Source organism: Rosistilla oblonga (assembly GCF_007751715.1).
GTDB lineage: Bacteria > Planctomycetota > Planctomycetia > Pirellulales > Pirellulaceae > Rosistilla > Rosistilla oblonga.
In genome coordinates this window covers 330,729-350,998 of sequence record NZ_CP036292.1, presented here as the reverse complement: position 1 = coordinate 350,998, position 20,270 = coordinate 330,729, and the positions used below count along the sequence as shown (strand labels likewise).

The 20,270-nt window shown below is 58.0% G+C and carries 18 protein-coding genes and 1 tRNA gene; 16 read left to right on the top strand and 3 right to left on the bottom strand.

From position 1 onward, the window contains the following. The first annotated feature begins 387 nt into the window (after nt 1-387). The 14 genes from rpsU (at nt 388) to CA51_RS01145 (ending at nt 13,137) form a co-directional block, all read left to right on the top strand. A complete protein-coding gene (gene rpsU / locus CA51_RS01210; RefSeq protein WP_145117319.1) occupies nt 388-582 on the top strand; it encodes a 30S ribosomal protein S21 in 195 nt (64 codons plus the stop codon). A gap of 129 nt (nt 583-711) precedes the next feature. Beyond that, nucleotides 712-785: transfer RNA gene (locus CA51_RS01205), tRNA-Val, on the top strand. Nucleotides 786-1,128: 343 nt separating this feature from the next. Next, complete coding sequence (locus tag CA51_RS01200; RefSeq protein WP_145117318.1) at nt 1,129-2,511, top strand: di-heme oxidoredictase family protein; 1,383 nt, start codon at nt 1,129-1,131, stop codon at nt 2,509-2,511. Nucleotides 2,512-2,583: 72 nt separating this feature from the next. Then, nucleotides 2,584-3,240 (top strand): hypothetical protein, encoded by a 657-nt coding sequence (locus tag CA51_RS01195; RefSeq protein WP_197451508.1) that lies wholly within the window; start codon nt 2,584-2,586, stop codon nt 3,238-3,240. Nucleotides 3,241-3,598: 358 nt separating this feature from the next. Beyond that, the gene (locus CA51_RS01190; RefSeq protein ID WP_145117316.1) at nt 3,599-4,285 is read left to right on the top strand and encodes a YqjF family protein; all 687 of its coding nucleotides are present in this window, start codon (nt 3,599-3,601) and stop codon (nt 4,283-4,285) included. Nucleotides 4,286-4,463: 178 nt separating this feature from the next. Beyond that, the gene (locus CA51_RS01185; RefSeq protein ID WP_145117315.1) at nt 4,464-4,958 is read left to right on the top strand and encodes a GNAT family N-acetyltransferase; all 495 of its coding nucleotides are present in this window, start codon (nt 4,464-4,466) and stop codon (nt 4,956-4,958) included. Between the two features lie 181 nt (nt 4,959-5,139). Next, nucleotides 5,140-6,288: a peptide-methionine (S)-S-oxide reductase MsrA gene (msrA, locus tag CA51_RS01180; RefSeq protein WP_197451507.1), complete on the top strand. Its 1,149-nt coding sequence runs from the start codon at nt 5,140-5,142 to the stop codon at nt 6,286-6,288. A 258-nt stretch (nt 6,289-6,546) separates the two neighbouring features. After that, nucleotides 6,547-6,873 (top strand): hypothetical protein, encoded by a 327-nt coding sequence (locus CA51_RS01175; RefSeq protein ID WP_145117313.1) that lies wholly within the window; start codon nt 6,547-6,549, stop codon nt 6,871-6,873. A 21-nt stretch (nt 6,874-6,894) separates the two neighbouring features. Then, a complete protein-coding gene (locus CA51_RS01170; protein WP_197451506.1) occupies nt 6,895-7,734 on the top strand; it encodes a M48 family metalloprotease in 840 nt (279 codons plus the stop codon). Between the two features lie 207 nt (nt 7,735-7,941). After that, nucleotides 7,942-9,216, top strand: coding sequence for a glucose-1-phosphate adenylyltransferase (glgC, locus tag CA51_RS01165; RefSeq protein ID WP_145117312.1), 1,275 nt, complete (start codon nt 7,942-7,944; stop codon nt 9,214-9,216). A 155-nt stretch (nt 9,217-9,371) separates the two neighbouring features. After that, the gene (locus tag CA51_RS01160) at nt 9,372-10,277 is read left to right on the top strand and encodes a GGDEF domain-containing protein (RefSeq protein ID WP_145117311.1); all 906 of its coding nucleotides are present in this window, start codon (nt 9,372-9,374) and stop codon (nt 10,275-10,277) included. 188 nt (nt 10,278-10,465) lie between these two features. Beyond that, the gene (locus CA51_RS01155) at nt 10,466-11,863 is read left to right on the top strand and encodes a POT family MFS transporter (RefSeq protein WP_145117310.1); all 1,398 of its coding nucleotides are present in this window, start codon (nt 10,466-10,468) and stop codon (nt 11,861-11,863) included. A 321-nt stretch (nt 11,864-12,184) separates the two neighbouring features. Beyond that, on the top strand, nt 12,185-12,763 hold the full coding sequence (locus CA51_RS01150; RefSeq protein ID WP_145117309.1) for a Panacea domain-containing protein: 579 nt from the start codon (nt 12,185-12,187) through the stop codon (nt 12,761-12,763). Beyond that, complete coding sequence (locus CA51_RS01145; protein ID WP_145117308.1) at nt 12,763-13,137, top strand: hypothetical protein; 375 nt, start codon at nt 12,763-12,765, stop codon at nt 13,135-13,137. The genes CA51_RS01150 and CA51_RS01145 overlap by 1 nt, the downstream gene beginning before the upstream one ends. 63 nt (nt 13,138-13,200) lie before the next feature. Here CA51_RS01145 and CA51_RS01140 read toward each other — a convergent pair whose 3' ends face one another. Beyond that, nucleotides 13,201-14,157, bottom strand: a complete 957-nt coding sequence (locus tag CA51_RS01140) for an amidohydrolase family protein (RefSeq protein WP_145117307.1) — start codon at nt 14,155-14,157, stop codon at nt 13,201-13,203. A 45-nt stretch (nt 14,158-14,202) separates the two neighbouring features. On the opposite strand from CA51_RS01140, the gene CA51_RS01135 reads away from it, so the two are divergent. Further along, nucleotides 14,203-15,387: a M20 family metallopeptidase gene (locus tag CA51_RS01135; RefSeq protein ID WP_197451505.1), complete on the top strand. Its 1,185-nt coding sequence runs from the start codon at nt 14,203-14,205 to the stop codon at nt 15,385-15,387. Nucleotides 15,388-15,408: 21 nt separating this feature from the next. Here CA51_RS01135 and CA51_RS01130 read toward each other — a convergent pair whose 3' ends face one another. Both CA51_RS01130 and CA51_RS01125 read right to left on the bottom strand, forming a co-directional pair. Then, nucleotides 15,409-16,548 (bottom strand): potassium channel protein, encoded by a 1,140-nt coding sequence (locus CA51_RS01130; protein ID WP_145117306.1) that lies wholly within the window; start codon nt 16,546-16,548, stop codon nt 15,409-15,411. A gap of 198 nt (nt 16,549-16,746) precedes the next feature. Next, nucleotides 16,747-18,630 (bottom strand): sulfatase-like hydrolase/transferase, encoded by a 1,884-nt coding sequence (locus CA51_RS01125; protein WP_145117305.1) that lies wholly within the window; start codon nt 18,628-18,630, stop codon nt 16,747-16,749. Between the two features lie 228 nt (nt 18,631-18,858). Here CA51_RS01125 and CA51_RS01120 point away from each other — a divergent pair, with 228 nt between their 5' ends. Then, on the top strand, nt 18,859-20,268 hold the full coding sequence (locus tag CA51_RS01120; protein ID WP_231745923.1) for an arylsulfatase: 1,410 nt from the start codon (nt 18,859-18,861) through the stop codon (nt 20,266-20,268). Nucleotides 20,269-20,270: the final 2 nt, after the last annotated feature.

Here is a 20,270-nt window from a genome sequence, read left to right as displayed (position 1 = left end):
GCAAGGCTTCATCGGCCGCTGGAACAGCAAAAAATGCCCCCCGGTCCGATTGTTCCTCTGCTAACGCCTGCGAAGAATAGGGGATTTTGGCAGGCTTTACGGCAAGGGGGTCATGATCTGCCCAAAAATGACCGATTTATGAAACAGAGAACACCATCCAGCGAGGTCTAGTACCCCGCCGGTCCAGGGCGACGAATACAGCTAAAAATGCAGAAGTCCAGTGGACAAAGCAGGTTATCGGTTGTTACTATGTCCGACCTAGCTGTTTGCGATGTATGCTTGGGAGTTCTCAAAGTTTATCGCTACGTTGGAATCGACCGTTCCGACGAAAGCCCCAACCTTTCAATTTTGGAGGGCGAAACACGAACCTAATGTGCAGGAAAAATAATGGTTAAGTTGGTTGTCCGTGATCGGGAGACGATTCAAGAAGCTGTCCGTCGGTTCCGCAAGCTGGTTGAGCGCAGCGGCATCAAAAAAGAGATGCGACGCCGCGAATTCTACGAGAAGCCGAGCGAAATCAATCGCCGCAATCGCCTGCGTGCTGAACGCCGCTCCCGCCGCAACCGCATGATTTCGGGCTAAACAGTTCGACTTCAGAATCGGCCACACGCTGCCGATAGCAATAACTCAGCAACCGACCGCCGATTCGACGGTCGGCCCAGATCGCAGCCCAACGGCCGCGATTCCCGCATCGCAAACGATGCACCCCAAGGGCGTTTAGCTCAGTTGGTTAGAGCACCTCGTTTACACCGAGGGGGTCGGGGGTTCGAGTCCCTCAACGCCCACTTGTCCGCAAAACAAAAACACAAAGAGCCCTGGCTTCCCCGCGAAGCCAGGGCTTTTTTCGTATCCACGCGGATAATCGTCCTCCCGTGGCAGAAGCTCTAGAGCTCCTCGCGCAGATTGCTACAACGCTGCTTCACTTTGCAACACCTGGAGCGGCCAACCGGCAACGTGCTGGGGGTGAGGGATCGGGCCAGCGGAAAAATTCGGCGCATCGCTTGGCTGGACCAGCTGGTAGCAACTGGTAACCGGTGATTGAAACGGCATGCCTGTTGCTCACCTGAACGGCGAAGCTGCGGCACTCACGATGCCGCCGCCCTTCTCTCTGCGACAGGAAACCGGCACATGACGCTCTCACACCTCTTCATCTTGGCGTCGACGCTCTGCGGATTCGGCTGGCACCACTCGGCTCCCGATCCGCTGACCAAGCTAACGATGACCAATCCCGACGCATCCGCAGGCCGTCACCTTTTCGAACGCCAGTGGGCCGCGGGACAGGTCGATTCGCCCGAAGGAGACGGACTGGGGCCGATGTTCAATGCGAAATCGTGTGCAGCATGTCACCCGGGAGGCGGCGCCAGCGGGAATGAACGGAATGTGCAACTGATCAGCTTGCTGACAAAAAAACGCGCCCAACCAGCGGATCGCGAGGCGCTCGACCTCGAGCATCAAGGACTGCTGGAGCGGCCTGGATCGATGTTTTTCATGCTGCCACGCCACAGCACAAGTCCGCAATACGAGGCGTGGCGATTGGAGCGACTGGGACTTCGCAGCAACACCGGCTCGGAAACCCGCGACAGACGGATCGATCGAGTTCGCAAAAGAGCCTTCGCGCGGCGGCGGCCGGTTCACGAAATCGAATCCAATGCGGTGCATCGGAAACTGCTGAGCGAACGCAACACTCCGGCACTGTTCGGAGTTAAACAGATCGATGCGATTCCGCTGGAAACCTTGCAGCAAATGGCCAAGAGCCAGGCCGCGAGTGGCGATGGTATCAGCGGCCGCGTCTCGATGGTCTCAGCGACACAGCCGGGACGATTTGGTTGGCGCGGCCAGATCCCCACGCTCAAGCGTTTTGTCGAAGTCGCTTGCGCCAACGAGCTTGGGCTTCAGCATGAAGACGCTAGCCAAATCCGCGGGCCTCACAACTCACGCGATCGCGAGGCGCGAGACATCACGCGGCTGCAGATTTTACAGCTGGTCGAATTCCTAGAGGTCCTACCGGCACCACGGCCGCAGGTTTCGGCAAACCCGGCTCTGCAATCGCGAGTCGACGCGGGACGCACCGCCTTCCGTTCAGCCAACTGCCACCGCTGTCACGTCCAGACGCTAGCTGCCGCCCAAGACATCTACAGCGACCTGTTACTTCACGACATGGGACCAGAGCTCTGGGACCCGATCCCCGCTCTTCCCCAAACGATCATCACGGAGCAGCAGGTTCGCAGCGGCGGGTACTTCGGCTCGTTCACCCAAGACATCATCGAAACGGTCGCAACAAACATCCAACAGGAATGGCGGACGCCGCCTCTGTGGGGCGTCGCCGGGACCGCACCCTATCTGCACGACGGCCGTGCCCACTCGCTCGATGAAGCGATCCGCATGCACGGTGGCGAAGCGACCGCAGCTCGCAACCTGTACTTGCAACTCCCCAAAGCTCACCAGCAGGACCTGCTGCATTTCCTTGCCAGCCTGCAACCGCCCGATCTGAAATCCTCCATCATTCCGTGACATCGAGAAGGACGACAAAGCGACGGCAAAAAAAGAGGGAGAAGGACGGGCATTAATGAACAAAACCGTCATGTGAGAAATGAACACTCAATGCCTCGAGCACGGGATCGACTGCGTGGATCAACAGCCTGGTCGAGTCGCTTAGACGATTGGCAGAATGATGAGTGGCAGGATGACGAGTGGCAGGATGATGAGTCCGTAGCGACCGTGGTTGCTGCGAGACGTTCGATCTTGTTTATCGATCGCAAATCGAATCATCCTGCCGCAATCATCCTGCCGCAATCATCCTGCCGCAATCATCCTGCCGCAATCATTCTGCCGCAATCATTCTGCCGCAATCATTCTGCCGCAATCATTCTGCCGCAATCATTCTGCCGCAATCATTCTGCCGCAATCATTCTGCCGCAATCATTCTGCCGCAATCATTCTGCCAGCCTCATTCTGCCAGCCTCATTCTGCCAGCCTCATTCTGCCAGCCTCATTCTGCCAGCCTCATTCTGCCAGCCTCATTCTGCCAGCCTCATTCTGCCAGCCTCATCCTGCCAGCCTCATCCTGCCAGCCTCATCCTGCCAGCCTCATCCTGCCAGCCTCATCCTGCCAGCCTCATCCTGCCAGCCTCATCCTGCGATCTTACGATCAGCACGATAAGAACAGCACCGATTGAGTTATTCAACACTTCGGTCGTGACGCTTAGAAGAATGATGTCTGGCAGAAAAATTAGTCCGTAGCGCGGCTGCCTGCGTGACGTTCAACGAATCGCCTCTTCGCAACTCCCGAAAGCCGCGCGCACGCCCTTTCGGGACAGCTATCTATTTGTGCTTCGGCGAATCAGCCGGCACGCGTTCGCGCTGCGTCGTTCTATGGAACCGGACGCTAACGAGCGCCAGCTGATATCTCCGATTAAAAGACGACCGAGCACTGATCACTCATCTGGTCGCCGCCACATCGGCGGTCGCCAGTCGTTAAAATACATCCGCCCCTGCCATCGGTGCAGCGACGCCTCTACAGCAATCCTGACGACTCGGTTCCCGCGAACCGAGCCTCTGCGATTCGCCTCTTCCAGACGATGTATCAAGCGAGACGCCCATGAAGTTCCTGTCGGCTCACTGGAAGCATCTGCTACTCGCCAACTACAACGTGCAGGCATCCGTCCTGGAACCGTATGTTCCGCGGGGAACTCAAATCGACGCGTTCGAGGGCCAGGTCTACGTCAGCCTTGTCGCCTTCATGTTTGAAGAGACGCGTCTGGTCGGCATCCCGATCCCTTTCCATCGGCGTTTCGAAGAGGTGAATCTGCGGTTCTACGTCTCCCCCAAAAACAACCCATCGATTCGGGCTGTCACCTTCATTAAGGAACTCGTTCCGAAGCGGATCATTCCGTTGATCGCAAACAACCTCTTTCACGAGAACTACGCCGCGTTGCCAATGGACCATTGCAACGAACCCAATCGGCATTGGTACTCGTGGCAAAACGCGTCGCACAATCGGTTCTCGGCGAACATCGATTCCGAACTCGCCCTTCCGACCGCCGACTCGCTCGGCGAATTCATAACCGAGCACTACTGGGGCTACTCCCAAGGGCCTCGGCGAACACTGCAGTACGAGGTCCGACATCCGCAGTGGCGATGTTGCCAAATCGAGGATTATGAAATCGACGTCGACTTTGCAGCAACCTACGGCGAAGCGTTTGCGTTCCTCAATACTCAGCCGCCGACCAACGTCCAATATGCCGAAGGCTCTCCCGTTACGGTCTCCTTCCCCAGCCAACTTTAACGCCGGCAAGTCGGCTCGCGCGACGAGACAACGCATTGAAATTCGATCGCGTCAAACTTCGTCTTAACCTCGACGAGATTGTTCGACACAGCCCTCTACTCCCCCGATCCCTGCTCGCTGCAGAACAGCAAGAAAGAACACGCATGAACAGAACCGTCATGCAAGAAAGGAGCACGCGATGAATCGCCCGATCCTACGCGAGATGACACCTAATGACGCCGCCCGAGTGATCGCACTCAACCAGGCGGCTGTCGATGTCACTAGCCCCATCGACGCGGACCGTTTTGCCGAACTCTATGAACTCAGCAGCGTGCGTCTGGTCGCGGAAACGAATTGCGAAGTCGTCGGATTCGTATTGGCGATGACCGATGCGTGCGGTTACGACAACGGCAACTACCGATGGTTCGCCAAGCGTCTAAAGAACTTCTTGTATATCGACCGCATCGTGGTCTCCGCGACCTGTCGCGGGATCGGGCTTGGCCGCCTGATCTATTCTCGCATTTACGAACTCGCACGGCAGACGGGCAGCGTGCAAGTGTGTGCGGAAATGGACCTCAATCCGCCCAACAATGCGTCTCTCGATTTTCACAGGAAGGCAGGCTTCATCCAACTGGGGACTCGCATCCTGGAGAGCGGCAAACAGGTCTCGATGCAGACCCGTTTCCTGCCTTGAGGCCCAGAAAAAGCTTAACCACCCAACCTACCCGAACTGCGACACAGGAGCTTTTAAACAAACCGCCCCGCCCCACCACGAGAGATCGGTGAGTTTCTGAACGTTTTTTGCGTAAGAATCCTGCTGCACCAACGTCCAACAGGGTGCAGACAGCACCTAGTCTTTATCTGGGAGATTCATTGTGACCACGCAACGCACCCTTTTCTTATTGATTCCACTCCTTGCGATCGCAGGTTTTTCGGTTTGGTTGATCGCCAGCGACCGGAGCTCCAGTTCCCACAAACAGCCAGCGATCCCCGCCAACGCGAAAATCGAAACCGCTATCTTCGCCGGCGGCTGCTTCTGGTGCATGGAGCCGCCGCTTGAAAAGCAGCCCGGCGTGATCGCCGCCGAATCGGGCTACACCGGCGGACATAAGAAGAACCCGACGTACGAGGAGGTTTCGCATACCGAGACCGGACATGTCGAAGCGGTCCGCGTGACCTTCGATGCAAACCAAATCGCGTATTCGGATCTGCTGGAAATCTTCTGGCGAAACATCGACCCGACCGATCGCTACGGCCAGTTCGTCGATCAAGGCAGCTCGTACACGTCGGCGATCTTTGTCGCCAACGACGCTCAACGCGAACAAGCGGCCGCGTCGAAGCAACAGCTCATCGAATCGGGACGCTTCGAAAAGGAAATCATCACGCCGATCCAAGACGCTTCGACTTTCTATTTGGCCGAAGATTATCACCAAGACTACTACAAGAAGAATCCGCTGCGTTACAGCTTCTATCGCCGGATGTCGGGACGCGACGAGTTCATCGATGCGGCTTGGGGAGACGACCGCAACTACCACCCCAAAACAAAAGCCGCCGCTCCTGGGAGCACCGATTCGGCAGACGCCAGCAGCCGTTACCCGCGGCCCAGCGAAACGGTGCTGCGCGACCAGCTGACCGATTTGCAGTACCGCGTGACTCAACAGGACGCCACCGAACCGCCGTTCAAAAACACCTACTGGGACAACAAACAGGCGGGGATCTATGTCGACGTCGTCTCTGGCGAACCATTGTTCAGCTCCAAGGACAAGTTCAAATCGGGGACTGGCTGGCCGTCGTTCACTCGACCGCTGGTCCGCGACAACGTTTTAGAGCAGACCGATTACAAGTTGTTCCTGCCGCGGACCGAGGTCCGTTCCAAACATGGCAATTCGCACCTGGGACATGTTTTCAGCGACGGCCCCGAACCGACCGGGCTGCGGTACTGCTTGAACTCTGCCGCGCTCCGATTCATCCCCGCCGATGAACTCGAAGCCCAGGGATACTCCGAATTTGCAGAGTCGTTCTAATCGCACTGCATCGATTCCAGGAAGCTGTTCGATGAAGACAGAAACGTTGTGAAAGTCCCCCACAACCAGATCTTCGCAGCCCGGCGATCGGTCGCCGGGCAAACTGCATTTCCGCCATCGCCTCTTCAGTACACAACTGTTCAGCCCCGCTCGAGTTCGGCATACTCTAAATTCAGCCGGCCGCATCGCGTGGGCGGCGGATGATCGTGCGGCACGCGTTGCGACCAAACGCCGACTCGCCATTTGGAAGGAAGATTTGTGGACGCGATGCAATTGTTGCAGTGGGTGAATAATCCCTCGGTGATCGTTGGCCTATTTTCCGCCGCGGTGATCCTGGTGGCGATCGATTTCCACTTCCCGATCGACTGGCCGGCGCATCTGGGGTACGTCGCGTTTGCGTTGGGGCTGTTTCTGGTGATCCCGCTGAATCTTGTCGCCAGCACGTTTGTGGGGGTCCTGGGTTGGTTGTTGTTGGAAATCATGCACGCGTTACTGTTCGGCCGTTTTTTGACCAACGCACCCGGAAGGGCCCGATCGCGACCGGCGGTCGACGATTCGTCGGAACCGTTGGATCTCGACGCCTGATTCGGATTGGAGGATTTGGGAATGCCTTTTGGATTTGGTCGCCGCAGCAACAGCGGTCTGAAGCTGCGGTTGATGATCGCCGCCGGGTTGGCGTTGTTCTCGTTCATCTCGTATCTGTCGACCGGGCAACGGAATCCGATCACGGGCGAAAAGCAGCGAGTTGCGATGAGCCCCGATCAAGAGATCTCGCTCGGTTTGCAAGCCGCTCCGGAGATGGCAGCTCAGCACGGCGGACTGCATCCCGATCCGCAGGCCCGAGCACACGTCGACCAAGTTGGCCAGCGACTGCTGAGCGGACTCGACGACTACGTCCGCGTGAAACAGGGAACCAATCCGTTTCAGTTCGAGTTCCATCTGCTGAAGGATCCGCAAACGATCAACGCCTTTGCGCTGCCCGGCGGACAGGTGTTTATCACTGCGGCTTTGTACAGCAAACTGCAGACCGAAGGGCAACTGGCTGGCGTTCTGGGACATGAGATCGGGCACGTTCTCAGCCGCCATGGAGCGCAGCGGTTGGCGAAACAGAAACTGACCAGCGGCCTCGTTGGCGCGGCGGGCGTTGCTGGCGGCGACATCAGTTCGGCTCAACTGGCTCAAGCGATCGGCCAGATGTTGAACATGAAATATGGCCGCGACGACGAACTGGAATCCGATCGCTGGGGCGTGCTGCTGACCGCGCAAGCCGGATACGATCCGCGGGCGATGCTGGGCGTGATGCAGATCCTCGACGAAGCGAGCGGCAGCAACGGGCCGCCGGAAATGATGAGCACGCATCCCAAGCCGGCGAACCGGCAGGCATATATCCAGGAAGTCCTACGATCGGTATTTCCCAACGGCATCCCCGAAGGGCTTGATCCTTAGCGTTGCAGCGACGCACTTGCAGTTAGTGGGCTCGATTCGCCCATGGATGGCCCAAGCCACAAATTCCGAAGGATTTTGCAATCCATACGACACGCTTCCCTAGCAATCACCGTGTTGGATCGGTCGTCAACAAACCGATACATTACTTAGGAATGCTCTTGCAACCGAAGGACAGCACAACACAGAGGCGGCGACATGATTGGAAAAATGCAAAATACACTGGCGGTCATTCTGGCTGGCGGTCGAGGTTCGCGGTTGGAGCCTTTGACACGCGACCGCGCCAAGCCGGCGGTCCCTTTTGGCGGACTGTATCGGATCATCGACTTTGTCCTCTCGAATTGCCTTAACAGCGGCATGCGACAACTGCTGCTGTTGACGCAGTACAAGGCGCAGAGTTTGGACCGCCACATCAACCTCGGCTGGCGTCCCTACTTCTGCCGCGAACTGGGCGAATTCATCGACGTCGTTCCACCGCAACAGCGGATCGACGATCAGTGGTATCAAGGAACCGCCGACGCGGTCTACCAAAACATCTATGCGATCGAGCGCGAGCGGCCCGAATATGTAGTCGTCTTGGCGGGCGATCACATCTACAAGATGAACTACGAATCGATGGTCGATTTCCACATCCAGACCAAAGCCGACCTGACGATCGGAGCGTTGCAAGTCGATCGCGAATCGGCGAAGCAGTTTGGCGTGATGCAGATCAACGAGGACAACCGCGTGATCGGTTTCCAAGAGAAGCCCGAGCACCCACAAACGATGCCCGGCGACGATCACCACTGCCTGGCGTCGATGGGAATCTACGTCTTTTCGGCTCGCTTCCTGTTTGAACAACTGTGTCGCGACGCCACCCTGTCGGGCAGCCGCCACGACTTTGGCAACGACATCATCCCCGCGGTGATCGGCGACCATCGCGTCTTTGCGTTTCCGTTCCGCGACGAAAACCGTAAAAACGACGCCTACTGGCGCGACGTCGGTACGCTCGATGCCTACTTCGAAGCGAACATGGATCTGATCACCGTCGATCCACAATTGAATCTCTACGACGACAAGTGGCCGATCCGCACCTATCAACCCAACATGCCGCCACCGAAGTTTGTCTTCGGCAGCGAAGGGGATATGGACCGCCGCGGCGAAGCGCTCGATTCGATCGTTTGCCAGGGTTCGATCTGCAGCGGTGGCCACGTGCGACGCAGCATCCTCAGCCCCGGCGTCCGTGTGAACAGCTACGCCGACGTCGAAGATAGCATCGTGTTTGAAGGAGTCGAGGTTGGTCGCCGAGCCAAGATCCGCCGCGCGATCATCGACAAGGGCGTCGTGATTCCGCCCGAAACGACGATTGGTTACGACGTTGAAGCCGACCGAGCCCGCGGGTTCATGGTCACCGAGAGCGGGATCGTTGTCATCGCCCGCGGCGAACACATCGATGGCGGCGGCGCGTTCCGGCACGAGTTGAGCAACCTGTCGGCGGATCAATAGACTTATCGTTGAACGACCATCCCGATAACCGCAACGTTCCAACACGCTGGACGGCTTCGCAACGGAGCCTTCCAGCCTGGCACCTTTTTATGACGAACCGCAATTGATGACGACTCTCAGCGAGGAGGGCGTTCGACGTGCCGCTTAGCCAATCGATGATTTTCTTGACCGGCGTTGGCGTCGGCGCGTTGCTGTTTGCTCTGGGAATCTGGGGCGGGTTCGGTTGGGGACGGCGCCGAGGACGGCGCGATGCAACCGCGCCGCTGCAAGGTGCGGAACTGTTGGGCATCATCGAAGCGCTCAGCCGCTGGACTAGCGAGTACTCGGGGAACGTCACCCGTTATCAAGACGAACTCAGTTCCGCCGCCCGCGTCGTCCAAGAGACGATCGAAACGGGGAATCCAAAGACGACGCCGATCGTCAAAGTGCTCGACGACATCATGACCAGCAACCAATCGCTCAAGCAGCGACTGGACGATGCCGAGCGTCAATTGGAGAAGCAGACGCGTTCGATCGAGGCGTACATCTCCGAAGCCCGAACCGACGCGCTGACCAAATTGCCCAATCGCCGCGCCGCCGACCAACGGCTCGACGAAATGTTCTCGGCGTGGCAGAAAGGGGGCCCCGGATTTGTGGTCGCGATGATCGACGTCGATCACTTCAAACAAATCAATGACCGCTACGGGCATCCCGAAGGGGACGCGGTGCTGCAACACATGGCCCAATTGCTGACCAACCATATCGAGGGCGCTTACATGGTCGCCCGCTTTGGCGGCGAGGAATTTGTCGCCCTGATGCCTCCGCCGCTGCGAGTCGCCGCCGATCGACTCGACCGATTCCGCAAAATCGTGGCCGATCAATCGGTCATCGTCGGCGACCAGGAAATCGAGTTCACGATCAGTGTCGGGGTGGCCGAGTGCCGCAACGACCTGCTGGTCGGTCCGATCGTTCGCCGCGCCGACGAGGCGTTGTATGCAGCCAAAGGAATGGGCCGCAACCGCGTCTACTTCCACGACGGCAAACAGCCGATCCTGGTCGGCGCCCCTGAAATCGCGGTCTAACGTGTCGTGCTGTGCCAACGCGGCTCCAACGGCTCGCCCACAGCAGCTTGGCCGACGATACCAAGAGTTCTCCCTTCCTGTCCGCTCCCCTGTCCCGCTGCTGGTATCGCCACACGCAACTGGTCTATATTAACATCAGCATTGACGCCAAGCTTCCTGCCTGAGCCCACCTGACGATTGAGGGATCGATGAGTAACGCCAGCCAACCAACCAATCCAAAGTTTCAGACGACTCCCTATCCGATCGATACGATGCCCCCGGGCATCCCTTACATCGTCGGCAACGAAGCGGCCGAACGGTTCAGCTTCTACGGCATGAAGGCGATCCTGACCGTCTTCATGACCACGTACCTGCTGGGCGGCAATGGCGAAACCGATCCGATGAGCGATGGGGACGCCAAGTTCTGGGTCCACGTGTTTGTGATGGCCGCCTACTTCACGCCGCTGATCGGTGCCTTCGCCGCCGACTGGTTGTTTGGTAAATACAAGACGATCCTCTGGCTCTCGATCCTCTACTGCTTCGGCCACCTGGCGTTGGCGCTGAACGAAACCCGGATCGGCCTGGCGGTTGGTCTCGGGCTGATCGCGTTTGGCACCGGAGCGATCAAACCGTGCGTCTCGGCTCACGTTGGCGATCAATTTGGCAGCAAGAACTCGCACATGCTGGAGAAGGTCTTCGGTTGGTTCTACGTGGCGATCAACCTGGGCGCTTTTGCATCGACGCTGCTGACGCCGTGGCTTCTGGACCGCTTCGGGCCACAAGTCGCATTTGGTGTCCCCGGCATCTTGATGGCGATTGCGACCTTCCTGTTCTGGATGGGTCGAAACCGATTCGTCCACATTCCCGCGCGTGGAGCGGTTGTCTTCAGAGACGCCTTTACCGGCGACGGACTCAAAGCACTCCTCAACCTGGCACCGATCTACATTCTTGTTGCGGTCTTCTGGAGTCTGTTCGATCAAACGGCAAGTGCTTGGGTTTTGCAAGCCAATCACATGGACCGCACGGTCTTCGGGTTTGAACTGCTGTCGAGCCAGATCCAAGCGGCCAACCCGTTTTTGATCCTGATTCTCGTCCCCGTCTTCAGCTACCTGATCTACCCGACGTTCAACAAAGTCTTCAGCATGACACCGCTGCGACGCGTTGGGATTGGAATGTTCCTGACCGTCGGCGCCTTTTCGATCAGCGCGTTGATCGAAACCGCGATCCAGAACGGCGGCACGCCCAGCATCGGCTGGCAGGTATTGGCCTACATCATCCTGACCGCAGCGGAGGTGATGGTTTCGATCACCTGCCTGGAATTCAGTTACACACAAGCGCCCAACAGCATCAAAAGTATCATCATGAGCTTTTACATGCTCTCGGTTTCGCTGGGCAACTTCATCACCGCCGGTGTCAACGCGGTGATCTCCAACGATGATGGCAGCTCAAAATTGCCGGGCGCATCCTATTACTGGTTCTTCACCGGCCTGATGCTTGTCGCAGCGTTCCTGTTCATCATCGTGGCCTACATGTATCGCGGACGAACCTATATCCAAGATTCCGCTCCCGAAACGGAAATCGATGCGGAAGCGTCGGCGATGAACTGAGCTTGATGCCAACGCGACCGTTCAGCCGCGCCGACCTGCGTTGAATTGTCAGCTTGAGCTGACACAGTTCGCGTGCACGGCGGTGGGACAAAGCCGACGCTGCGCAAGCGAGTGCTGGCTAATCCGCCTAAGCACAAACACTGATTAGCCCTGGGGGGAATCGTTGATAAATGCGATCGCCTGACGTACGATCAATACAACTGGAGATCGAAGACCAGCTTCGAGGCGCGTGCCGTGAATCTTCGGAGTAAGGCAACGATCTCTGCCGGATTCATTCATTGCGGACGATGTTACCTTCGGTAGCCGAGAGCGGACAGAGCCATGACACCAGCTGAAAAAAGCCAGCGATTGATTGAAACCGCGTCCGCGGCCCTGCACGCTGCCCCAGGTCATGAATTAAACGCCGTAGTTTTGAACAAAGTCCTGTTCTATCTGGATCTTGCAACGCTGCGTGATCAAGGTGAAGCGGTAACTGGAAATAGCTACATTGCATTGCGAAATGGTCCCGTCATTTCCAAATATCCTCAACGGTTAATCGCAAAGCTTGAAAGCCTTGGGATCGCTAGACAGGACAGTCGATGGGACGGTGCCAAGCCAATGGTTCTGGAGAAATGCCCAACACACTTTGAGTTTCTAAGTCCAGACACAATGCTACTGGTGCCAGAAGTAACCGACTTCTTTGCAGATTCAACCTCACAAGCTGCTTCAGATTTCTCGCACAAGAACCCCGGTTGGCAAATCGCGTGGAAGCACTTTCGTCGTGAAGGGAAACCAAAGGCAATCAATCTACAGATTGCAATGCAACAAATCGTCGAAAGTGATCCATGGATGGAAACACCCTTGGTTGATGAAGCGGCATTGCTTAACGCCGCCGATGCCGGACTTGGAGACGACTGGTAATGGACTACCAGCCATCGGACGGCACATGGCAGGTCGGTGGTGATGCCCGCCTACTGATCGAACTTCGCCAACAAATGACCACCGATCAGTACGAGTCGAACAAACAGGCTTTAAAGGAATTCCTGTGCGGCTATTTCTCGTCCGGCGATTGCAACCGAGCGTTGGGCGACTCGATCTCGCCCCTGAAGGCAACCGCCAAAGGAGGCAAGGTACTGAAGGTTCGTTGGGCGCTTCCCGGTTCCGGAAAGAGTGGCAGTCTGCGTCTCGTCGTGGTTGCCTACTGTCACGAAAAGCGGGTCCACATCGCTCAAGCGTTCAACCGCCGTGACAATCCTTCGGGCGATGATTTTCGCGAGGCGGTCGATGATTACTAATCGCCTGCAATCGTCTCGCCCGTTCGGTGAGCTGGCCGGCACCTTGGCGGCTTAGGCCGACGACTAGCTCCAGAAGACCTTTTCGGCGGTTTTGCCGAGCATCCAGGCGCGGTCTTGGTCGCTTAAGAAGTCGAGCTTTTCGCGGACCAGATCGATCGATTCTTGATACGTGTGCCCTTCTTCAACTTGGTAGGGGCAATCGCTGGCCCACATCATCCGCTGGCTGCCGTAGGCGTCCATGCAGCGATGAATCATCGGCCCCAAGTCGGTATAAGGAGCTTGCTTCTTGCCGAGCGCATAAAACGCGGAAGCTTTGAGGTAGGAATTTTCGTGGCGTGCCAACCGACAGAGCGTTTCGACCTCGGCATCTCGGATCATGCCATCGACGCCGATCCGGGCAAAGTGATCGACGACGACGCGTGTCTTGGGATACTTGGCACACATCGCATCGACGGCCGGCAGGTATTCGGGGTTCATCAACGGACAGATAGCCAGCCCCTCGTCCGCCGCGATCGACCACATCTTGTGCATCGTAGGGTTATCGAGCCACTGATCCGCCGGTTGCTTACCGGCCACGATTCGGAAGCCTCGCACGCCCTGCGACTTCAGCTGCCGCATCGTCTGCCGCGGCTTGTCAGCCGGGTCGATCACGGCGACTCCGGAAAACCGGCCTGGATGCGCGGCCATCACGTCTAACATGTACGAATTATCGACGCCATAAAAACTCATCTGGATCAACACGATCCGATTGACACCCGCGGGCTTTGCGTGAGCCATCAATTGTTCGGGCGTAAAACTGGCCGGCTGCATCGACGATTTGTCGTATGCCTTGTCCAACGGATATTTGTTGGTATCGGGAGTCCAAACGTGGACGTGTGCGTCGATGTAGCCGTCCGACTTGCCATCGGCTGCGATTGCCAAGCGGTTAGTCGCCGCCAGCGCGGTCGTCGCCGCCGCGGCACCGATCAACTGACGCCGCGATAGCCGAACCGCGGAGAAGACCTTATCATCAACAGCCATTGTGGCGGACGTGGTAGAACCGTTATTTCGCATGAGAGGCTTCCAGTGATTGCTAGTAAGACACCGTTGTCGATTCTGAAACAACTGATCGCGATCCCCAGTCAGAATCCGATGGGGCACGAACCGGTTGGCGACGGTTGGTATGAGGCGGGAGTCAGCCGATGGCTGTGTGAGTTCTTCAAGGAACACAGTTTACCCTACGAGTACCACGAAATCGAATCTCAACGTGGAAATGTTGTCGCTCGCATCGACGGCGATCCGAACCGCCCCACGGTTCTACTGGATGCCCATCAAGACACCGTTCCCGTCGCGGGGATGATCGTCGATCCCTACGACGCGATCGAAAAGGAAGGCCGCCTGTACGGCCGCGGCACCTGCGATGTGAAAGGTTCGATGGCGGCGATGCTGGCCACCGCGATCCGTTTGATCCCGCTTAATGGCGACCACGCGCCGGTGATTCTGTCGTTCACGTGCGATGAAGAGCGAACGCAAATAGGAGCCGCGGAACTGGCTCGCCGACTCGCCCTGCCCGCCGCACAGCGATCGGCGTTGCTGCCGGAAAATCCTCAGTTTGCGATCGTCTGCGAACCGACGGATCTGAACGTCGTCGTGGCGCACAAAGGGACTGTGCGTTGGAAAATACGCACCAGCGGCGCCGCCGCTCACAGCAGCAATCCAGCTCTCGGCGTCAACGCGATCTACAAGATGGCAAAAATCGTCAGCTGCCTGGAGGCCTACGCGGCCGAACTGCAATCCGGCGGCATCGTCCATCCGCTGTGTGGCGGCCGCACGCTGAGCGTCGGCACGATCCATGGCGGTGCGAGCGTGAACATCGTCCCCGAACAGTGCACGATCGAAATCGATCGACGCTTAGTTCCGGGAGAGGTCGCTGAAGAAGCGATCGCTGCTGTCGATCGATATCTTCGCGAGAACTGCGACGTCGACTTTGAGTTCCTGCCGACCGACACGATCAGCAACCCACTGTTGGACCGCGACAACGCGACGCTGTGCCAACAGTTGATCGAAGCGGCGGAACCGACGCGAGCGAACCGCCAGGCGATCGGAGTTCCCTTCGGAACGCACGCCCCGCGAATCGCAGCTCTCGAAATCCCAACGGTTGTCTTCGGCCCCGGCTCGATCGATCAAGCCCATACCAAAGACGAATGGATCGAGATCCAACAACTCGACGAAGCGGTCGAGATCTTCGTTCGCTTCCTGACGAAAAAATAGCCGCGAGCAAACCGGGCGGCGTCAAACCGATCCGGTTGTGGCGCTGCGTGTGCCCGCAGCATCGCTGCTCGCCGAATCGACCTCCGCTTCCACGTCGGCGGCTTCCGATTCCGCGGCGCTCGCCTCGGCTTCCTGCTTCCGAATCGTTCGCTCCAAGCGACCGATCTTGCGGCGAATCTGCTTCGCCTCGGTTTCCAATTCCTCCAACTGCAGCTGCAACTTGGCGATTGTCTTCTCCGGCGCTCGCAGTGTCAGTCGCTGGAACAGGTCCAGTAGGATCAACGCCCGCAAGGCTCGCATCGCGGTGCCGCGCAGCCGATAGGTGCGAACGATTTGGTTCAACTGGGACAGCCGAATCAACTTCGACGCCCCGGTCGCTCGCAACAGCCGCAGCGATCGCATGAACGACAGCAGCGGCAGCAGGATGATCGCCAATTCGATCCAGTGCTCTTTCAGATAGGTCAGCTTCTTCTCGGCGACCGAAGCCATCAGAATGAACTCGGCGGCAAAGCTGAACCAGATCACGCCGGTGCTGACGTGCAACGCGATCCGCAACCAGCGGTAATCGGCGACCTGCGTCTTCAACCACAACTCGATCACCAACACCGGCAGGATCATCAACGCGATCCAGATCATCGGCATGCTGAACGTTCGCTCCAACCGTCGCCGCAGTCGATCGTCCGCGCGCCGCCAGCCCCAACCGGGCAGCCACAACCGATCCCCCATCTCCAGACTTTGCGCACACATCCGCAGCGACGGGCACAAGCAATACAGCAGCGAGTAGAAGTGGAACCGGCGCGTTTCCCGCGTCCAAGGTCGCGTTCGCCAATGATAGACCGACTCGGCAATCACCAGCGGCCAGATCAGCCCCATCAAGATCAAGGTCGCTAGTTCGATCGGTTCCCACGACAGGTCCGATGCAACCAGTTCAGGAACCTCTACGGGAAGGTCAGCCGCCGGATCGATCGCGTCGAGCGATTCCGTCGCCTCGATTTCCGCAGCCGGATTGTCGGTGAACGACTCGCGAAGATTGGGCACATCGACAAAGATCACCACCGCCACCGCTTGGCAGACCAGGAACAGCAGCGATGCCCAAAACAGCACCGGTGCGGCTCGAGTCGCTAGCCAAATCGGAGGTTCTTCTTTCGTGCGGTGAATCATTGCCCTAACGTGTGGATTGTCGATAGAAAGCCCGGCGACTTGCAACGCCGCCATCGCCGCGTGGCATGCGTGCCCCGCGAGCCGTCATTAATGTAAGGCCCGGCGGCGATCCTATCAGGGCGCTACGAATCGATTCGAACGGGCAGATCGGACCGAAAACGAAGGCCCCAACCTGCGAAACCTCAGCAAAATCAAGGCTTACCGCGACGAAGCGTTCGCCTTAAAGTCGTCCTGAATTTTTGTTAATAGCCGCTGAGGATAGCCACCATAACGTTTGTCGGGCGACACGATCTCGCCGACCGGCATCTTGCCGATCTCCGCTTTGGCGAAAGCGACCTTCTCGTCCAGTTTGTCGATCGCGTTGAGGGCGGCGATCGCAGCAAAGACGCTTGTCCCGGGCTTCGACGGCGCGACATCGATCAAACACTCGATCCCCTGACGCTGCAGTTCCTTGTCGCCAAACTTGCCTAACGCATAACCGGCAGCGACGCGAACGTAGGGCGAATCGTCGCCAAGCGCCGCTAGCAACGCCTGCTTAGAAGCGTTCACCGCATCGCCGCCGCGATTCAAAATCCCAACAGCTCCCCAATAGCGGACCGCGCTGTCGCTGTCGGCCAGCAGCGACTTCAACTGGTCCAGGTCTTCGGGATTGCGATGCGTGGCGAGGTCCGCCGCGGCAAAGATCTTCTCAAACGGATACTTGGTCTCGTCGCGAGCCATCTCGTACGGCGTCGATCCCTCGCTGCGACTGTGGATCTCCCCTTCAGGCAAAAAGCCGACGTCGCGGATGTCGTGGCACCATTGATAAAGCGCATCGCGCAGCTCGCCAAGCTTCTGCTGATGGTCGGGCGAATCGGCCAAGTTGTTGACTTCGTCGGGATCGGCCTGCAGATCGTACAGCTCTTCGGCCGGCTTGAGATTCCAGAAATGCGACTGGTCCGCGTTGCAAAGCCCCGCGTCAAAAGCTCGCTTCCACGCAGCAGTCGATGGCGTTTGGAAGTTGTACGAAACAAACTGGCCGTAGATGAAGTGTGGATTGAAATTGCGAATGTATTGATAGCGGCCGTCGGTGACGGTTCGGATGAAGTCATAGCGTTCATCCATCCGGTCGCGGAAGCCGTACATATATTCGGGAGCTTCGGTTTCGTATTGCCCGGCGATCGCTTGACCTTGCATCCACTCCGGCGGTTGAACGCCCGCCAGGCTCAACAACGTCGGAGCGAGATCGACAAATCCGACCAACCGATCGCTGACGCCGCCGGTCTGATATTCCTTGGGAGCCAGGTGTCGCCATTTTTCAGGGAAGTAGACAACCAGAGGAACCGCCAGACCGGAGTTGTAGGTCCAGCGTTTGCCGCGAGCCATCCCCGAACCGTGATCGCCGTAGTAGAAGACGATCGTCGAATCGGTTAGTCCCTGCTTGTCGAGTTCACGCAACAGCTTGCCCGCCGTAGCGTCGGCTTGCGTGACGACATCGTAATACTGGGCCCAGTCGCGGCGAGTGTCTTCGTTGTCGGGGTGATAAGCGGGAACGCGAACCTTCGCCGGATCATGGATCTGTTTGTGCGGCCGCGTGCGGATCTTGCTCTCATGGCTGCACGTCTCGTTGAAGATCGCAAAAAACGGCTGCTCCGGATCGCGATTCTTATAGTGAGCTTTCCGCGACGAATCGGCCCAGCCCAATGGCCCTTGCGGACTGACGTTGTAATCCTGCTTGGAATTGTTGGTGCAGTAATAACCCGCTTTCGACAGCAGCGCCGGATACAACGGGATCGATTCGGGCAGCTGAGCCATGCTGCGCATATGTTGCCCGCCGCACGACGGCGGATACAGACCGGTGATCAGCGTCGTTCGAGCCGGTGCACAAACGGGAGCTGTCGACCAAGCCAACTTGTACCGCATCCCCTTTTTCGCCAACGCATCGACGTTTGGCGTGGTGGCAAATTCATCGCCGTAACACCCCATCTCCGGACCGTGATCTTCGCTGGTGATCCACAAAATGTTTGGCCGTTCAGCAGCCGAACCGGCAGCGGCCCAACAGGCTGTTGTTGCGCAAAGCAGGAGGAGAACAAGTCGATTCATGAGGAGTCCGCCATGGGATATTATGGTGAAGCTGGCAACCGCTGGCCGAACGATAATGGCGCCGCGAGATCCAGTCACTCATAGCGTAATACAAGCGCCCGCTCGATGCACGCGTTCCCAAACGATGCGGCAGGATTGTTGCCTTGCCGAGCCAACGCCAATTAGAATCGACCGACACAACTCCGCCACGTTTGCGGCAAATCGACTTGCCAACGAAAGAAGCCCCCGATGACTCGACCGCTCGAAAACAGCCTCCACCTCCCCTCCACAACTCGACAGCGATCCCGCCGGCTGCCATTGTCCTGCATCCTTTTGGCGATCCTGATCGGACAGACGACGCAGGCGACATCGGTCGGAGCGGACGAAGCGGATCGGCCGAATCTGATCTATATCATGGTCGACGACCTCGGTTACGGAGACCTCGGTTGCTTTGGGCAACAGACGATCAAGACGCCAAACATCGATCGCTTGGCCGCCGAGGGGATGAAGCTGACCAGCCACTATTCCGGCAACACCGTCTGCCGCCCGTCGCGGCTGAGCCTTTGGACTGGGATGCACGCCGGGCATACGGCGATCGATTCCAACGCACCCTACGTGCTCAAGGAATCGGACGTCACAGTTGCCGAACTGCTGCAGCAAGCCGGCTACACCACGGGCGGTATCGGAAAGTGGGCGTTGGGGAACACCGAGAACTCGGGACATCCGAACCGCCAGGGTTTCGATTTCTGGATGGGATATCTGGACCAAGGCGAAGCTCACAACTACTACCCTGCCAAGCTGTGGCGGAACGATCAAAAGGTTCCTCTGCCAGGCAATGTGATCAGCGACGCACCATTGGCTCGCGGCCGCGTGTCGAGCCAGCGGACCACCTACTCCCACGACGTGATGACCGAAGAGATGTTGGACTTCGTTCGCGGGCAGGGAGACAAGCCGTTCCTAATGCACATCCACTGGACGATCCCGCACGCCAATAACGAAGGTGGGCGAGTCAACAAGGACGGGATGGAGGTCCCCGATTACGGAATCTACGCCGATCGCGATTGGCCAAATCCGGAGAAGGGTTTTGCGGCAATGATCACGCGGATGGATGGCGACGTGGGACGCTTGATGGCGTTGCTGAAAGAGAAACAAATCGACGACAACACGCTGGTCGTATTCACTTCGGACAACGGGCCGCACAGCGAAGGGAATCACAAACACGAGACCTTCGATTCCAACGGCCCGCTGCGAGGTTACAAACGCGATCTCTACGAAGGGGGCATCCGAATGCCAACGATCGCGCGATGGCCCGGCAAGATCGCCGCCGGTTCGACCAGCGACCAAATGTTGGCGCATTACGATTGGCTGCCGACCGCATGCGAACTCGCCGGCATCGATCCGCCCGCGGGAGTCGATGGGATCTCGTTTGCCGCGACGCTGTTGGGCCAATCCCAGCGACCACACGAATACCTGTTCTGGAGCTACGGCGACAAAAAGGCAGCCCGCATCGGCAACTGGAAAGCTGTCATCCCTGGGAAAAACAAACCGCTGGAACTCTACGACCTCGCCAACGACATCGGCGAAACGAAGAACATCGCCGACCAACACCCCGACGTCGTCGAGAAGATGAAACAAGCGATCGCCGAAGCGCTGGAGTAAAG

Coding starts and splice junctions, on each gene's coding strand:
- CA51_RS01200 (WP_145117318.1), top strand. CDS start 1,129: ATGACGCTCTCACACCTCTTCATCTTGGCGTCGACGCTCTGCGGATTC.
- glgC (WP_145117312.1), top strand. CDS start 7,942: ATGCAAAATACACTGGCGGTCATTCTGGCTGGCGGTCGAGGTTCGCGG.
- CA51_RS01145 (WP_145117308.1), top strand. CDS start 12,763: ATGGACTACCAGCCATCGGACGGCACATGGCAGGTCGGTGGTGATGCC.
- CA51_RS01155 (WP_145117310.1), top strand. CDS start 10,466: ATGAGTAACGCCAGCCAACCAACCAATCCAAAGTTTCAGACGACTCCC.
- CA51_RS01170 (WP_197451506.1), top strand. CDS start 6,895: ATGCCTTTTGGATTTGGTCGCCGCAGCAACAGCGGTCTGAAGCTGCGG.
- CA51_RS01140 (WP_145117307.1), bottom strand. CDS start 14,157: ATGGCTGTTGATGATAAGGTCTTCTCCGCGGTTCGGCTATCGCGGCGT.
- CA51_RS01160 (WP_145117311.1), top strand. CDS start 9,372: ATGATTTTCTTGACCGGCGTTGGCGTCGGCGCGTTGCTGTTTGCTCTG.
- CA51_RS01130 (WP_145117306.1), bottom strand. CDS start 16,548: ATGATTCACCGCACGAAAGAAGAACCTCCGATTTGGCTAGCGACTCGA.
- CA51_RS01190 (WP_145117316.1), top strand. CDS start 3,599: ATGAAGTTCCTGTCGGCTCACTGGAAGCATCTGCTACTCGCCAACTAC.
- rpsU (WP_145117319.1), top strand. CDS start 388: ATGGTTAAGTTGGTTGTCCGTGATCGGGAGACGATTCAAGAAGCTGTC.
- CA51_RS01125 (WP_145117305.1), bottom strand. CDS start 18,630: ATGAATCGACTTGTTCTCCTCCTGCTTTGCGCAACAACAGCCTGTTGG.
- CA51_RS01185 (WP_145117315.1), top strand. CDS start 4,464: ATGAATCGCCCGATCCTACGCGAGATGACACCTAATGACGCCGCCCGA.
- CA51_RS01150 (WP_145117309.1), top strand. CDS start 12,185: ATGACACCAGCTGAAAAAAGCCAGCGATTGATTGAAACCGCGTCCGCG.
- CA51_RS01120 (WP_231745923.1), top strand. CDS start 18,859: ATGACTCGACCGCTCGAAAACAGCCTCCACCTCCCCTCCACAACTCGA.